12 protein-coding genes are annotated in these 15545 nt (G+C 73.7%); 6 read left to right on the top strand and 6 right to left on the bottom strand.

Features of this window, described 5'->3' with window-relative positions:
• The first annotated feature begins 9 nt into the window (after positions 1 to 9).
• Positions 10 to 858, top strand: coding sequence for a type I methionyl aminopeptidase (map, locus tag AB0G11_RS15540; RefSeq protein ID WP_219510862.1), 849 nt, complete (start codon positions 10 to 12; stop codon positions 856 to 858).
• Here map and AB0G11_RS15535 read toward each other — a convergent pair.
• The 4 genes from AB0G11_RS15535 to AB0G11_RS15520 all read right to left on the bottom strand — a co-directional run bounded on the left by AB0G11_RS15535 (position 845) and on the right by AB0G11_RS15520 (position 5293).
• On the bottom strand, positions 845 to 1234 hold the full coding sequence (locus AB0G11_RS15535; protein WP_357586411.1) for an ATP-binding protein: 390 nt from the start codon (positions 1232 to 1234) through the stop codon (positions 845 to 847). The two genes, map and AB0G11_RS15535, sit on opposite strands and share 14 nt — an antisense overlap.
• A 152-nt stretch (positions 1235 to 1386) precedes the next feature.
• Positions 1387 to 3372, bottom strand: coding sequence for a cytochrome c oxidase assembly protein (locus tag AB0G11_RS15530; protein WP_357586409.1), 1986 nt, complete (start codon positions 3370 to 3372; stop codon positions 1387 to 1389).
• A complete protein-coding gene (locus AB0G11_RS15525; RefSeq protein ID WP_219510868.1) occupies positions 3369 to 3962 on the bottom strand; it encodes a copper resistance CopC family protein in 594 nt (197 codons plus the stop codon). The genes AB0G11_RS15530 and AB0G11_RS15525 overlap by 4 nt, the downstream gene beginning before the upstream one ends.
• A gap of 47 nt (positions 3963 to 4009) precedes the next feature.
• The gene (locus AB0G11_RS15520; protein ID WP_357586407.1) at positions 4010 to 5293 is read right to left on the bottom strand and encodes a helix-turn-helix domain-containing protein; all 1284 of its coding nucleotides are present in this window, start codon (positions 5291 to 5293) and stop codon (positions 4010 to 4012) included.
• Positions 5294 to 5355: 62 nt separating this feature from the next.
• Here AB0G11_RS15520 and AB0G11_RS15515 point away from each other — a divergent pair, with 62 nt between their 5' ends.
• Both AB0G11_RS15515 and AB0G11_RS15510 read left to right on the top strand, forming a co-directional pair.
• A complete protein-coding gene (locus tag AB0G11_RS15515) occupies positions 5356 to 5490 on the top strand; it encodes a hypothetical protein (RefSeq protein WP_281427312.1) in 135 nt (44 codons plus the stop codon).
• A gap of 243 nt (positions 5491 to 5733) precedes the next feature.
• The gene (locus AB0G11_RS15510) at positions 5734 to 8676 is read left to right on the top strand and encodes a BTAD domain-containing putative transcriptional regulator (protein ID WP_357586405.1); all 2943 of its coding nucleotides are present in this window, start codon (positions 5734 to 5736) and stop codon (positions 8674 to 8676) included.
• Here AB0G11_RS15510 and AB0G11_RS15505 read toward each other — a convergent pair.
• On the bottom strand, positions 8663 to 10666 hold the full coding sequence (locus tag AB0G11_RS15505; protein ID WP_357586403.1) for a helix-turn-helix domain-containing protein: 2004 nt from the start codon (positions 10664 to 10666) through the stop codon (positions 8663 to 8665). The two genes, AB0G11_RS15510 and AB0G11_RS15505, sit on opposite strands and share 14 nt — an antisense overlap.
• A 110-nt stretch (positions 10667 to 10776) precedes the next feature.
• On the opposite strand from AB0G11_RS15505, the gene AB0G11_RS15500 reads away from it, so the two are divergent.
• The 3 genes from AB0G11_RS15500 to AB0G11_RS15490 are packed head-to-tail and all read left to right on the top strand — an operon-like array spanning position 10777 to position 14624.
• Positions 10777 to 12951: a molybdopterin cofactor-binding domain-containing protein gene (locus tag AB0G11_RS15500; RefSeq protein ID WP_357586401.1), complete on the top strand. Its 2175-nt coding sequence runs from the start codon at positions 10777 to 10779 to the stop codon at positions 12949 to 12951.
• The gene (locus tag AB0G11_RS15495) at positions 12951 to 13184 is read left to right on the top strand and encodes an EF-hand domain-containing protein (RefSeq protein WP_219518917.1); all 234 of its coding nucleotides are present in this window, start codon (positions 12951 to 12953) and stop codon (positions 13182 to 13184) included. The genes AB0G11_RS15500 and AB0G11_RS15495 overlap by 1 nt, the downstream gene beginning before the upstream one ends.
• Positions 13185 to 13244: 60 nt before the next feature.
• Entirely contained in the window at positions 13245 to 14624 is a 1380-nt protein-coding gene (locus tag AB0G11_RS15490) for an NCS2 family permease (protein ID WP_357586399.1), read from the top strand.
• On the opposite strand, the gene AB0G11_RS15485 is transcribed toward AB0G11_RS15490, so the two are convergent.
• A complete protein-coding gene (locus tag AB0G11_RS15485) occupies positions 14621 to 15511 on the bottom strand; it encodes an excalibur calcium-binding domain-containing protein (protein ID WP_357586397.1) in 891 nt (296 codons plus the stop codon). The two genes, AB0G11_RS15490 and AB0G11_RS15485, sit on opposite strands and share 4 nt — an antisense overlap.
• Between the last annotated feature and the right edge of the window lie 34 nt (positions 15512 to 15545).

Here is a 15545-nt window from a genome sequence, read left to right as displayed (position 1 = left end):
TCGGTTTTCATGACGACTCTGCTCCAGCCCGGCCGAATTTCGCCCATGCGAAAGGTCCCCGCCCACATCGAGCGGCCGGAGTACGTCGGCAAGAAGCGCCCCAAGACCGGCGAGCCCGACGTGAAGACCCCCGAGATGATCGAGCGGATGCGCGTGGCGGGCCGGATCGCCGGTCAGGCCCTCGAAGAGGTCGGCCGGCACGTCCGGCCGGGCGTCACCACCGACGAGCTCGACCGCATCGGCCACGACTTCCTCGTCTCCCACGGCGCCTACCCGAGCACGCTCGGCTACAAGGGCTACCCCAAGTCGCTGTGCACCTCGATCAACGAGGTGATCTGCCACGGCATCCCCGACGACACCGTGCTGCGTGACGGCGACATCGTCAACGTCGACATCACCGCCTACATCGGCGGCGTGCACGGCGACACCGACGCGACGTTCCTGGTGGGCGAGGTCGACGAGGAGTCGCGCCTGCTGGTCGAGCGCACCCGCGAGGCGATGATGCGGGCGATCAAGGCGGTGGCGCCGGGCCGCCAGCTCAACGTCGTGGGCCGGGTCATCGAGGCGTACGCCAAGCGGTTCGGCTACGGCGTGGTGCGTGACTTCACCGGTCACGGCATCGGCACCACGTTCCACTCGGGCCTGATGGTGCCGCACTACGACGACCCGTCGCTGCGGGTGGAGCTGGTGCCGGGCATGACGTTCACGATCGAGCCGATGCTGACGCTGGGCACGATCGAGTACGACATCTGGCCCGACAAGTGGACGGCCGTGACCAAGGACGGCAAGCGCACCGCCCAGTTCGAGCACACGATCGTGGTGACCGACACCGGCAGCGAGATCCTCACTCTCGCCTAGGCACGACCCCTGACACGGTGGTGCCCTCGCCCTCCACGCTGCGGACGGTGAGGGTGCCGCCGATCTCGGCGAACGCGGCCCGCATGCGGGCGATGCCGCGCCCGGACCGGCCGGGCGCGAAGCCGCGGCCGTGGTCGCTGACCGTCATGCGCAGCCCCCCGCTGCTGACGGTCACGGCGACCGACACGACGGAGGCGCCGCTGTGGCGCTCGGCGTTGGCCAGGGCCTCACGCATCGCCGTGAGCACGCCTTCGGCGATGGGCGCGGGCACGTCCTCGGCGGGCAGCGCCCACGTCTCGACGGTGACACCGGTGCGCCGCGACCAGTCCGCGAGGTAGCTTTCGAGCGCCTCCGCCAGGCTCTCTCCCCCGCGCATGCGCGTCTCTTCCGTCAACCGACTTCCGCCTTCCTCAGCGCCCCGAACGGGCGCGGCCCGCCTGCGGCCTGGCGGATCGCGCACACCTTCCCCCTTGCCGAAAAGGCTACCCGCCGGGGCCGGAGGGTGGGGGGCAGGAGGGCGCGCGGCGGCTATTCGGTCTTGTCGAGGCGGTTGAGCTTGGCCAGGTAGTCGTTGTAGGAGTTGAGCTCGGGGTCGCCGCCCTCGGCGCGGTCGGCCTTGCGGTCGTCGCGGCGGGCCTTGCGGTCCTCGCTCTGATACCACTGCACGGCGATGGCCAGCAGCACGATCAGTGTGGGGATCTCGCCGAAGCCCCAGGCGATGGCGCCGCCGTTCTGCTGTTCCTGCAGCAGGGGGCCGCCCCAGGAGCGGTCGAGCTGCTCGTACCAGCCGGAGGCGATGACCGAGCCGGTCATCATCAGCGCGATGCCGAAGAACGCGTGGAAGGGCATGGTGACGAACAGGAGCAGCAGCCGTCCGACGTGCGGGAGCTGGTGGGGGCCGGGGTCGACGCCGATGACGACCCAGAAGAACAGGCTGCCGCTGATGAGGAAGTGCAGCGTCATCGCGATGTGCCCGAGGTGCTCCTGCATGGCCGCCTCGAACAGCGGCGTGAAGTAGAGCGCGTAGGTCGACGCGATGAAGATCGCGGTCGCGATGGCGGGGTGGGCGGCGACGCGGACGAACCTGCTGTGCAGGATCGCCAGCAGCCATTCGCGGGGGCCCCGGTCGCCCCGGACGGCGGCCGGCTTGAGGGCGCGCAGCGCGAGCGTGACGGGCCCGCCGAGGACCAGGAAGATCGGCACGATCATGGCCAGCGTCATGTGCTCGATCATGTGCACGTCGAACATGACCTTGGAGTAGCGGGCCAGGCCGGTCTGCGTGGCGATGACGAGCACCACGACGCCGATGAACCAGGACGCGGTGCGGCCCCACGACCAGGTGTCGCCGCGCCGCCGCAGCCTGACCACGCCCGCCCCGTACAGTCCGGCCAGCAGGGCGGCGACGGTGGCGAAGAACAGGTCGAACCACCACAGCGAGGCGATGTTGGCCAGCGAGATCGGCGGCGGGACCGGGTAGCCGAGCAGGTCGAAGGCGCGGTCGGCGGGCAGGCTGACGGGCGGCGGCGGGGTGCGCGCGAGCGCGACGGCCAGGCCGATGGTGGCGAGCATGAGCATCAGCTCGCCGACGGCCAGGCGGGTGAAGGCGCGCGGCGCGCCGGCCTCCAGGGCGACGAGCGTGCGCTGCCGGTGCCACCAGCCGACGTAGCCGAGCAGGACGAACGCGACGGTCTTGGCGACGAGGAGGATGCCGTAGCTGGACGTCCACAGGTCGGAGACGGCGGTGAGCCGGGCGAGCACGCTGAAGACGCCGGACAGGCCGACGCCGACGAAGAGCCACACGGCGAGCCGGGAGAAGCGCTCGGCGGCGACGCCGAGCTGCGGCTGCTTGCGCACCGCGTGCAGGGCGAGCACGCCCAGCCCGCCCACCCACAGCGCCAGCGTCAGCAGGTGCAGCGACAGGCCGATGGTGGCCAGGCCGTGGTTGGGCGAGGACGAGGAGTGGCCGGTGAGCGCCGGGGGCAGCATCGTGACCAGCGAGAACACCAGCAGCGCGCCCGCCGCCCCGGCGGTGATGGCGCCCCGCGAGAACAGCGCGATCGACACCCCGAACAGGATCACCAGCGTGAGCGAGATGCCGGGGCTCTCCTGGGTGGCGTAGCCGACGAGGAAGTCGCGGTTGAGGATCTCCGGCACGGGCTTGGCCCACACGTCGGAGACGCTGAAGACCATCGTGAGGAACGCGGCCCCGGCCCAGGTCAGGGCGGTCCAGGAGGCCGCGCGCAGGTAGTCGAGCGCGCTCGTGCCGAGCAGGCCCTTGCCGGACTTGCCGTTGGGCAGCAGGACCGCCGCCGCCAGCAGGAGCCCGACGGTGGTCACGCCGGCGACGTCCATGAAGAGCTTGGACACCGGCAGGCCCCACCGGGTGAGCACCCCCGAGGAGGGGACGCCGAGGATGATGCGGGGGAAGGCCGCGCCTCCGGCGACCATGGCGACCACGAGGGCGGCGAGCGCCGCCCCGGCCGCCGCAAGCGCGAGACGCGCGGCCCTGGTCACGGCTTCTTCTTCCGTGCGCTGAGCAGGAAGCCGATGCCGATGCCGACGAGCGCGCCGACGACGACGATCAGCCAGACGGGGAACGTGCCGGAGCTCTCCTCGGCCGCCGCCTGGTCGGCGGCGGGCGCCGCGCTGGACGGCGCGGCGGAGGGCGCGGCGGAGGCCGCCGTGCTCGCCTCGGCGGTGGCCTCAGCGCTGCTCTCGGCGCTCGCCTCCGGGGACGGGGACGCGCCCTTGACCGTGAACGGGATCTCCCCCTCGATCGGGTGCCCGTCGGAGGAGACGACGCGGTAGGCGATCGTGTACTTGCCGTCGGGCAGCTCGCCCTTGAGCCGCTGCTTCACCACCGGCCCGTCGGACTCGGGGTCGCCGGCCTGGTGCTGGGCGTCGCCGGGCCCGCGCACGATCACGAACGGCATCCGCACCTTGTTGGAGAACTCGAGCGTGACCTCGTCCACGGACTTGACCGTGGCACCCTTGGCGGGATCACTGCTCTTGAGCGTGTCGTGCGCCTGCGCGGGGGCGGCGGTGGCGAGCACGAACAGGGCGGCGAGAATCGCGGTGAGGGCCGCGAGCGGGGATTTCTTCATGGCACCCCCAAGGCTACCGACGCCGCCGCCCGGTCCGGACTCCGCCGTTACAATCCCGCGCAGGCGAGCGCACGGCGGTAGAGGTCGGCGCTGCCCTCGGCGTCGCCGAGGACCTCCATCGTCTCGGCGGCCGCGTACCAGGTGCGGGCGGCGCGGCGGGAGTCGGGCAGCGGCTCCAGCCAGTCGCGCACCCCGCGCAGCTCGGCCTCGGCCTCGGCCTGCCTGCCGAGCGCGCCCTTGGCGCGGCTGAGCAGCAGGTGCGCCTCGGCCTCCAGGGCCCTGGAGTTGCCCGCCATCAGCGCCTGGCCGGCCTCGCCGTGGACGATCGCCTGCTCGTGGTCGCCGGCGATGAGGGCGGCGCGGGCCAGCTCGACCTCGCTGTTGGCGCGGTCGGTGGTGCTGGCGGAGGTCTGGGCGAGCTCCTGGCGGGCGCGCAGCAGCGCCTGGCGCGCCTCCTCGACGGCGGTGGGGCGCAGCCGCAGCAGCATGCTCGCGTACGCCATGCGGATGCGGGCGCTGTTGCGCGGCTGGCCGTTCTCCGTCTGGACGGCGAGCGCGCGCTCGGCCAGGCTCAGCGACTCCTCGCCGTGGCCGGTGCTCTCGGCGACCAGGGCGGCGTTCCAGTAGGCGGCGACGGTGGCCCTGGGGGTGTTGAGCATGTCGGCGGCGTTGAGCAGCTCGCCGGCGAACTGGCGGGCGCGCAGCAGGTCGCCGCTGTCGAGGTAGGCGGCCAGCAGCGTCGCGCCGAACTCGACGAGCGCGTCTGACCAGGCCGGCCGGGCCGGGCCGCCGAGGATGTCCTCGCCGACCTTGACCGCCTCGCTGAGCCGGTCGCTGACGCGGTAGGCGCGGCACAGGGCGATGGCGACCTCGATACGGCGCTCCGGGCTGAGCTCCTCGGCCTGGAGGCGGCGGAGGATGGAGATCGCCTCGTCAAGGTCACCGCACGCCTCGACGGCGAGCGCCAGGCCGTATTCGGTGTCTTGACGCAGCGCCGTCAGACCTGTCAGGTTATTGTTCTCCAGCAGCTCGGCGAAGCGCGTGCGAGCCTCGCGAACCTCTCCGTTCTCGAGGGCGAGCCTCGCGTAACCGAGTGCGAGTTCGATATCTTCCATCTGCTCGGCAGTCACGCCATTGAGCAGATAGGAGAGCGAACAGTCCAGCTTCTGAGCGAGCAGCTCCAGCACCGAAGGGGTGGGAGTACGTTTGCCGCTCTCGATCAAGGAAACGTAGCTGTCCGACAATTCAGGGTGCGCGAGCTGTGCCTGCGACATGCCGCGCTGTCGCCGGACCGTCTTGATACGGAGTCCGACCAGGTCTGATGTGGTCACAGCCGCTGCTCCCTGAGATGATGATGTCCAAGCAACGCACACCGCCCGAGGGAGAACCCCCCATGCGCACACGTCTTGCCCTGACCGCACTTACCGCCATCTTCACGGCCGTTGTGGCCGTTGGCAGCAATGGTACGACCGTGGTGGCCGAAACGTCTCCTGCCATCGCGCATTTCGAGGTCTCGCCCTGCTGCTGACCCCCGAGGGCTCCCGCTCTCACGAGTCTACGCAACGGCCCGGGAGATGCCGCCTTCCGCACAAGGAGGCGTCTTCCGGGCCCGCGAACAGCACCGGGAGGCCGTCCGGACACCTCGGACGCCCCCGCATCACGCACAGCCCCCTCAAGCTAGACGATAGTTCTATATTTCTTCTACAGAGCTTCTAGTCGCCCCTTCCAGGACGATCCGGATCACGCAGCGTCGCACGCGGGGAGATCGCTCATGGCCGAGCACGTCCGCATCCGGCTCCTCGGTCCGGTCGCGGCGTTACGCGGCGCCGCCGCCGTCGACCCCGGCTCACCGCGCCAGCGCGCCGTCCTCGCCGTCCTCGCCTCCCACCCCGGGCAGGTGGTGCCGATCCCCCGCCTCGTCGAGAGCCTGTGGGGCGAGCACCCTCCGCGCAGCGCCGAACAGAGCGTCTACACGTACGTGGCCGGGCTCAGGCGCGCCCTGGAGCCGTCCAGGAAGCAGCACCGCCACTCCGAGCTGCTGGTCGGCGGCGGTGGCGGCTACCGGCTGGAGGTCGAGGCGCGCCACGTCGACGCCGTCGCCTTCGCCGGCCACGTCGAGTCGGCCCGGCTGGCGATGCGCCGCGACGGCGCCGCCGAGGCGCTGACCAGCCTGGAGGAGGCGCTGTCGCTGTGGCACGGCGACCCGCTGACGGGCGTGCCCGGCCCCTTCGCCGACGCCGAGCGCGCCCGGCTGGCCGAGCTGCGCCTGACCGCCGCGGAGCGGCACGCCGAGGCCCTGCTCGGGCTCGGCCGCCCGCACGACGCGCTCCCGCCGCTGCGCGACCTGACCCGCCGCCACCCGATCCGCGAACGGCTGCGCGAGCTGCTCGTCCTGGCCCTGCTGCGCAGCGGCAACCGGGCCGAGGCGCTGGAGGTCTACAACGAGGGCGGCCGCATCCTGCGCGAGGAGCTGGGCGTCGACCCGGGCGCCGCCCTGCGCGCCGCCTACGAGCTGGCCCTGCGCGAGCCCGGCCCGGCCCCCGCAGCGCCCCCGCCCGGCCGGTCCCGCTCCCCCGAGGCCGCCCCTGCGGCGGGACGCATGCCGGTGGTGCCCCGGGAGCTGCCGCGCGATCTGGGCGGGTTCGTGGGCCGACGGCTGGAGATCATCCGCATCCAGACGCACCTGGCCCCCTGGGACGGCTCCGCGCCCAGCCCCCTGGTCGTCATCTCCGGCCCGCCCGGCGTGGGCAAGTCCGCGCTGGCCGCCCGGGTCGCCGCGATGGTGAAGGACCGCTTCCCCGACGGGCAGCTGTACGTGAACCTGCGCGGCGCCACGACCGGGATGCCGGGGCTGGAGCCGCTGGAGGTGCTCGGCCGGTTCCTGCGGGCGCTCGGCGCCGCCGGCGACGCCGTGCCCGCCGACGTGGACGAGGCCGCCGCGGCCTGGCGCAGCCGCATGGCGGGCCGGCGCATGCTGGTCCTGCTGGACGACGCCGCCGGGCTGCCGCAGATCCAGCCGCTGCTGTCGGCGCCGCGCGGCACCGCGATCCTCGTGACGAGCCGCGAGAGCCTGGCCGCGGGCGACGACTCCGTGCGGATCCACCTGCCCCGGATGGCCGGCCCCGAGGCCGCCGCCGTGCTGTCCACGCTGGCCGGCGCGCAGCGGATCACCGCCGACCCCGAGCAGACGGCCCGGCTCGTACGCTTCTGCGACGGGCTGCCGCTGGCCCTGCGGATCGCCGGCGCCCGCCTGGCCGACCGGCCCGACTGGAGCGTGGCCGCGCTCAACGCCCGGCTCGGCGACGAGCGCAGGCGGCTGCACGAGCTGGAGGCCGGCGAGCTCGCCGTCCGCTCCAGCCTGGCCGCGAGCTGGAACGCGCTGGCCCGCAGCGCCAGGCCGCTCGACCGGCTGGCCGCCCGCACGCTCGCCCTGATCGGCCTGCCGCACGTGCACGACATCACCGCCGAGGCCGCCGCCGCCCTGCTCGGCACCGGCGTCCTGGAGGCCGAACGCGCGCTGGAGCGGCTGGTCGACGCCCACCTCCTCGACCAGTCCGGCTCCGACCCGGCCGCGCCGCCCCGCTACCAGCTCCACGACCTCGTCCGCATCTTCGCCGCCGAGCTGACCTGCGGCCCCGCCGGGCCCGCCGACACCCACGCCGCGCCTGGGCGGCTGTCACCCGGCGAGGCGGCCGCCGCGCTGGCCCGCGTGCTGGGCCACTGGATCGCCTCGGCCCGCCTGGCCAGCACCACCATGGACCCGCACCGCGTCCAGCCCGACGGGCCCGAGCTCGACCCCGTCGACGCGACCCCGCACCACGTGGGCGACGCCGACGAGGCCCGCGACTGGCTCGCCCGCGAGGAGCCCAACCTCGTCGCCGCCGCGACCCAGGCGATGGCGTGCCCCAACGAGCGGCTCGCCAGGCTCGGCGTGGCCCTCGTCTTCTCCCTCCAGTGGTACCTGCACGGCGCGCACGACTCGGCCAACCTCATCGCGCTCAACCGCGAGGCGCTGCGGGTCAGCCGGCGGCTCGGCGACCGGCTGAGCACCTACCACGCGCTCGGCCACCTCGCCGGCGGGCTCAGCTTCCAGCGCCGCACCGCCGAGGCCGTCGAACACCTGCGCGCCCAGCTCGTCCTCGCCCGCGAGCTGGGCGACCGCTTCAGCGAGCAGCGGACGCTCGGCAACCTCGCCAACACCTTCCTGGTACGGCGCGCGTACCGCGAATGCCTGAGCCACGCCCGCGCCCAGCTCGCCCTGGCCAGGGAGATCGGCTCCCAGGTGGGCGAGCGGTACGCGCTCATCATGCTCGGCACCGCCCGCCACGGCCTCGGCCGCTCCGCCGAGGCGCGCCAGGCCCTGACCGAGGCGCTGGCCAGTGCGCGGCGGGTCGGCGACATCAGCCACGAAGGGCTCGTCCAGACGGTGCTCGGCGAGATCTTCCTCGACGAGGGCGAACCGGCGGCTGCGCTGGAGCCGCTGCGGCAGGCGCTCGAGCTGCGCCGGGCGAGCTGGTTCCGGATCGGCCAGCTCCGCTGCCTCGTCCGCCTGTCGCAGGCGCACCGGGCGCTCGGCGCGCCCCGGGCGGCGCTGCCGTACGTCACCGAGGCGCTGCCCCTGGCCGTGGAGCTGGGCAACCCCGAGTGGCTGGTCATCACCGAGGAGGAGCACGCCGCCGTGCACGCGCTCCTCGGCGCGGTCACCCCGCCCTGAGCGCCAGGAAGAAGTCGACCCGGTCGGCCATCGTCGACAGGTCCCTGCCCGTCAGGTCCTCCACCCGCTTCACCCGGTAGCGGACCGTGTTGACGTGCACGTGCATCCGCGCGGCGCAGGCGTTCCACGAGCCGGCGCAGTCCAGGAACGCGCGCAGCGTCGCCACCAGCTCCGACTGGTGCCGGGCGTCGTACTCCAGCACCGGGCCCAGCAGGCGGGCGGCGAACGAGCTCCGCACCTCGCCCGGCACCGTCGCCAGGAGCAGCGCGTGCGTGTAGATCTCGTCGCTGGTGACCACGCCGCCGCCGCGCGCCGCCGCCAGCCGCCTGGCGTGCCCGGCCTCCTCGACACCGCCCCTGAGCGCCGCCGCCCCCGTCAGCTCCCCGCTCACCCCGGCGCACACCCGCACGCCGGGCAGCGCCCCCAGCACCTCCGCCCCGGCCCGCACCCGCGCCGCCACCTCCCCGGCGCTCCGCCCCCGCAACGGCACCACGGCCACGGCCCCCTCCTCCCCCGCGACCGCCACCACCTCCCACCCCAGCAACCCCTCCAACACCGCCACCTCAACCCCGAACCCGCCCTCCCCATAAGGAGCACGAGCAGCCGAACCGGCACTCGCAACGGAAGCGCCCACCCCTCCGGAGGGCGCACCAACCCGGCCAGCCACCGCCCCCGGAGGCGCCCCACCAGCGGCGGGGGCGCCCCCGACGGGCAGCGCGCCCCCGGCGGGCGGTGCGGCCCCGGCGGGAGCGCCCACCCCTCCGGGAGCGGCACCGCCACGGGCGCCGGCCCCCTCCCCGGAAGGCACGCCACCGGCGGCGGGTGTTCCACCGGTGGAGGGCGCCCCACCACCCCGGGGGCTGGCCCTGCCCTCGGGAGGAGCGCCACCGGCGGCGGGTGCCCTACCGGTGGAGGGTGCGGCCTCGGTAGGGACGGCCGCCGTCCTGGGAGGGACGCTGCCACTGGAGGGGGCGGCACCGCCACGGGCGCCGGCCCCCTCCCCGGAAGGCGCGCCACCGGCGGGGAGCGCGCCGCCACCGGTGGAGGGGGCGGCATCGGTAGGGGTGGTTGTCGGTCTGAGGGTGGTGCCGGTTCTGGGGGGCGCGCCGTCGGTGGGCGGGGCGGGGTGGGTGGTGGTGGAGACGATCGTGTAGGGCTCGGCGGGGTCGAGGGCGCAGGTGCGGAGGCGGGCGGTGAGGTCGGCGGGGTCGGCGCCCGTGAGGGCGGCGGTGACGAGCTGGGCGGCGAGCCGGCGCTCGACGCGCCGCCCTTCTTCCATGCGGGCCCGTTCCAGCGCCACGAAGGCGGCCAGTTCGTAGCCGAGGTCGGCCCGGTCGAGCAGGTCGCCGTCGCAGGCGAGGGCCCAGGCGGCGGCCCGGGGCCCGCGTCCGGCGGCGAAGAGCGTGTGCCCGCCGGCCAGGCAGGGCAGCCGGGGCGCGGTGAGGAAGGCGCGCGCGAGCCGTACGGGGTCGTCGGGGGCGCCGGCGACGACCTGGCCGGTGGCGGAGACGACGGCGCCGGTGACGCCGAGTTCGGCGGCGGTGAGGGCGAACAGTTCGGGCAGCCCGGCGCCTTCGGCGACGGCGGCGACGAGCCGCCGGTGGCGGCCGAGGGCGTCGCGGGCGTCGCCTGAGAGGCGGGGGGCGACGAGCTCGGCGAGGGTGCGGAAGGAGGTCTCGGTGGGCACGTCGAGCAGCGGCAGCCCGGCTTCGCGGCAGGCGTCGACGAGGTCGGCGGGGACGTGCCCGAGCCGGGCCTGGCCGGCGCCGAGCGCGGCGACCCCGGCGTCGGCGAGGGCGGTGACGAAGGGGCGGGAGTCGGCGGCGGTGTGCCACCACATGAGGCCGGTGAGCACGAGTTCGCCGCCGGACAGGTAGCGGCCGGGCTCGGGCAGGTCGGTGATGTGGACGGTGCCGAACTCGCGCCCGGCGTCGCCGGTGAGCAGCGTCAGCCGCAGCTCCTCCATGGCCAGCAGATCGCATATCCGCACTTGGAGGAATATACAAGGCGGCCGGTGAACCGCTTACCGTGATTTCACTCCGCGCGCATTCCGGGGCCGGTCGGCCGGTGCTCTACTCGAAGGATGACGGAGCTCGGACGATGACGGAGACGGCACGGGCGTCGCGGCACGGCGTGGGCGAGAGCGCGCGGCGGCCCGACGCGGCGCTGAAGGTGCGGGGCGAGTTCGCGTACGCGTCGGACCTGTGGCTGGAGGGCATGGTGTGGGGCGCGACGCTGCGCAGCCCGCATCCGTCGGCGTGGATCCGGTCGATCGACGTGGGCCCGGCGCTGGCGATCCCGGGCGTGCGGGCGGTGCTGACGCACGAGGACGTGCCGGGCGAGAAGTTCTACGGCCTGGAGCGCAGGGACCAGCCGGTGCTCGCCATCGACCAGGTGCGTTATCAGGGCGAGCCGGTGGCGCTGGTGGCCGCCGACCATCCGGAGACGGCGCGGCGGGCGGTGGCGGCGATCCGGGTGGACTACGAGCCGCGCCCGGCGGTGACGGATCCGCGTGAGTCGCGGGAGTTCGTCAGGAGCCAGCCGGTGGTGAAGGGCGACACGTTCGAGGCGGAGGTCGTGGTCACCGGCGAGTACGAGGTGGGCATGCAGGACCAGGCGTTCCTGGGCCCGGAGTCGGGGCTGGCGGTGCCCGCGGACGACGGCGGCGTGGACCTGTTCATCGCCACGCAGTGGCTGCACGTGGACCGCGACCAGCTCGCGCCCTGCCTGGGGCTGCCGCCGGAGAAGGTGCGGCTGACGCTGTCGGGGGTGGGCGGCGCGTTCGGGGCCAGGGAGGACCTGTCGATGCAGGTCCACGCGTGCATGCTGGCGCTGCGGCTGGACCGGCCCGTCAAGATCGTGTACGGGCGGGAGGAGTCGTTCTTCGGGCACGTGCACCGGCATCCGGCGCGGATGCGCTACGAGCACGGCGCCACGCGCGACGGCCGGCTCGTCTACGTCAAGGCCGACATCCTGCTCGACGGCGGCGCCTACTGCTCCTCCTCCCCCGCGGTCGTGGGCAACGCGGCGTCGCTGGGGGCGGGCCCGTACGAGGTGCCGAACGTGCGGGTGCGGGCGACCGGCGTCTACACGAACAACCCGCCGTGCGGGGCGATGCGCGGGTTCGGCGCGGTGCAGGCGTGTTACGCGTACGAGTCGCAGATGGACCGGCTGGCGGAGGCGTGCGGGCTGTCGCCGGTGGAGATCCGGGTGCGCAACGCCGTCTCGCAGGGATCGGCGCTGATCACCGGCCAGGTGATCGACTCACCGGCGCCGCTGGCGGAGATGCTGCGCGAGCTCGAACGCTTCCCGCTCCCGCCGCCCGCCGGGAGCGACCTGCGCGGGCTGCCGGGCGGGGTGTCGCAGACCACGCACGGGGAGTCGGTGCGGCGCGGCGTCGGCTACGGGGTGGGCATCAAGAACATCTGCTTCTCGGAGGGCTTCGACGACTTCTCCACGGCGCGGGTGCGGGCGGAGCTGGTCGGCGGGGAGCCGCACGTCACCGTGCACACGGCCGCCGCCGAGGTGGGGCAGGGGCTGGTGACGATCCAGGCGCAGATCGCCCGGACGGAGCTGGGCGTGGACGACGTGACGGTGGCGACGGCCGACACGTCGGTGGGCTCGGCGGGCTCGTCGTCGGCGTCGCGGCAGTCGTACGTGACGGGCGGGGCGGTGCGGGAGGCGTGCCGGGCGGTGCGGGAGCGGTTCGGCGGGCTGCCGGCGCGGGAGGCGCTGGCGATGTTCGGGCCGATCGAGGAGACGCGCGAGTACCGGCACCGGCCGACGTACCCGCTGGACCCGGCGACGGGGCAGGGCGACTCCCACACGCAGCTCGCGCTGTGCGTGCACCGGGCGGTGGTGGACGTGGACGTGGAGCTGGGCCTGGTCAAGGTGGTGGAGCTGGCGGCGGTGCAGGACGTGGGCCGGATCCTGAACCCGCAGGCGCTGGAGGGCCAGATCCACGGCGGTTCGGCGCAGGGGCTGGGGCTGGCGCTGATGGAGGAGATCCGGGTGCGTGACGGCGTGGTGCTGAACCCGTCGTTCACCGACTACCTGATCCCCACCATTCTCGACATGCCGCCCATGACGATGAAAATCCTGGAAAATCCGGACCCGGCCGCGCCGTACGGATTGCGCGGCGCAGGCGAGCCTCCGACGCTTTCCTCCACCCCGGCGATCGCGTCGGCGGTGCGCGCGGCGACCGGGCTCCGGTTGACGCGCGTTCCGATCAGACCCGAAGATATCGCCTTGGTTCAAGACGGGGAGGGATCCTGATGACGGACGCGCGTGAAGCGGCCAAGGCGGAGTTCACACGGTTCGACGCCGACGGCGACGGCCTGCTGACGGCCGAGGAGATCCGGAAGGCCAACGACGCCCTGGGCGGGCTCGGCGCCTCCGAGGCGGAGATCGAGGCGTTCATCGCCTCGGCCGACCGCGACGGCGACGGCCGGATCGGGCTGGAGGAGTTCGCCGGCCTGGTCGGCGGCGGGCGGCACGAGCAGGCGTGATCACGTCCCCCGCCGGGTAGGCCACCCGGCACTCCCCCTTGATCGCGAAGGGGGTTGGCGGTGCTCGACAGGTTCTTCGAGCTGTCCGGGCGGGGGACCACCGTCGGCCGTGAGGTGCGTGGCGGCGTCACGACCTTCATGGCGATGGCGTACATCATCCTGCTCAACCCGATCATCCTGGCGGGCGCGCAGGACGTCACCGGCGCGAAGCTGACGATCGCGCAGCTCACCACCTCGACGGCGCTCGCGGCGGCCATCTCGACGCTGCTCATGGCGGTGGTCGGCAACGCGCCGTTCGGCCTGGCGGCCGGGCTGGGGCTGAACGCGGTGGTCGCCTACCAGGCGGCGCCCTTCATGACGTGGGCGCAGGCGATGGGCCTGGTCGTGCTCGAAGGCTTCGTCATCATCCTGCTGGCCGTCACCGGGCTGCGCACCCTGATCATGAACGCGATCCCGCTCGCGCTCAAGCACGCCATCAGCGTCGGCATCGGGCTGTTCATCGCGCTGATCGGGCTGGTCGACGCCGGGTTCGTCGCGGCGGGCAGCGGCACGCCGGTGCAGCTCGGCGCCACCGGCCACCTGACGGGCTGGCCGGTCGCGGTGTTCTGCTTCGGCCTGCTGCTGATGATCGTGCTGTACGTGCGCCGCACGCCGGCGGCCATCCTGATCAGCATCGCGGTGACGGCGGCCCTGGCCGTGCTGGTCAACTCGGTGGCCGAGATCGAGCCGGGCGCGTGGGGCGTGGTGACGCCGCACCTGCCCGAGCGGCTGGTCGCGGCGCCCGACTTCGGGCTGGTGGGGCAGTTCGACCTGTTCGGCGGGTTCGCCAGGGCGGGCGTGGTGACGGCGACCGTGGTGCTGTTCACGCTGGTGCTGTCCGGGTTCTTCGACGCGATGGGCACGATCATCGGCGTCAGCGACGAGGCCGGGATGGTGGACCAGGTCGGGCGGGTGCCCCGGCTGGGCCGCATCCTCACGGTCGACGGCGTCGCCGGCGTGGTCGGCGGCGTGTCGAGCTCGTCGGCGAACACGGTGTTCGTCGAGTCGGCCGCCGGTGTCGGCGAGGGCGCCAGGACCGGCCTGGCCAGCGTCTTCACCGGGGCGCTGCTGGCGCTGACGCTGCTGTTCACGCCGCTGGCCGCCGTGGTGCCCGCCGCCGCTGCCGCCCCGGCGCTGGTGCTGGTCGGGGCGCTGATGATGACGCAGAGCCGGAACGTGCCGTGGCAGGACCTGGAGCTGGCGGTGCCGGCGTTCCTGACGATCGCGCTGATGCCGTTCACGTACTCGATCACCAACGGGGTGGGGGCCGGGGTGATCTCGTACACGCTGATCAAGGCGGCTCGGGGCAAGTTCGCCGAGATCCCGTGGCTGCTGTGGATCGTGTCGCTGGTGTTCCTGGCCTACTTCGGGATCAACGGGCTGGAGGAGCTGTTCGGTTAGCGGATGTCGCCGGAGTTGCAGGCGATGCCGTTGCCGTCGACGTCGGTGTACCACTCGTACTCGGCGCGGAAGCCCTTGCTGTAGGGGCCGTAGCCGCGCGCGACGGCCTCCTTGCAGCTGTCGAACTTGGGGTCGAGGGCGCCGTCGGCGGCCGGGTTGCCGGTGTTCGGCTGGCCGGTGTCGGGCTGGCCCGTGTCCGGCTGACCCGTGTCCGGCTGGCCCGTGTTGGGCTGGCCCGTGTCCGGCTGGCCGGTGGTGGGCTGGCCGGTGTCCGGCGGCGTGGTGGCCGGAGGCGCGGTGGCCGGGGGGGCCGTGGAGCCCGCCAGGCGGGCCGCCAGGGTCTCGGCCTCCGCCTTGGCGAAGCCGACGATGCTCAGGCTGTCGCCGTCCATCGCCTGCGTGACGATCGGCGCGGCGACCACCGTCCGCGGCACCAGCACGACCGCCACCTGCCGCTGGTCGGTGACCTGCTCGTCGATGAGGTCGACGAGCTTCTGCTTGAACGCCGGCGCGACGGCGATGCGGACCGAGTAGGTGCCGTCGGGCTCGCGGATGGCCTCGATCTCCTGCACGGCGTTGACCGTGACGCCGTCCTCCAGCAGGTAGCACGTGGTCTGCGTGTCGTCGAGCGCGGCCTCCTCACCCGGGCAGGGGGCGGCCTTGGTCTCGCGCACCGGGGCGAAGTGGATGGGCGTCGGCAGCCGCTGCGGCGGGGCGCCGCCGAGGAACGGGCTGTCGGGGCTGCGGGTCATCAGGACGGCGATGGTGCCCAGCACGCCCGCGATCAGCACGACCAGCACGAGCGAGACCGTCAGCACGACGGTGGTGAGCCTGCTGGCCCGCGGCGGCCCCGGATCGGCGGGTGGTGGCTCTTCCGGCTTGTCCAACGTTGACGACCCCATCCTGACGTCCGTGCTGCCG

Source organism: Nonomuraea sp. NPDC023979, assembly GCF_040639085.1.
Classification (GTDB): Bacteria; Actinomycetota; Actinomycetes; order Streptosporangiales; family Streptosporangiaceae; genus Nonomuraea; species Nonomuraea ceibae.
The sequence above is the reverse complement of the archived record's forward strand: the minus strand, read 5'-3'. Positions and strand labels throughout refer to the sequence as shown.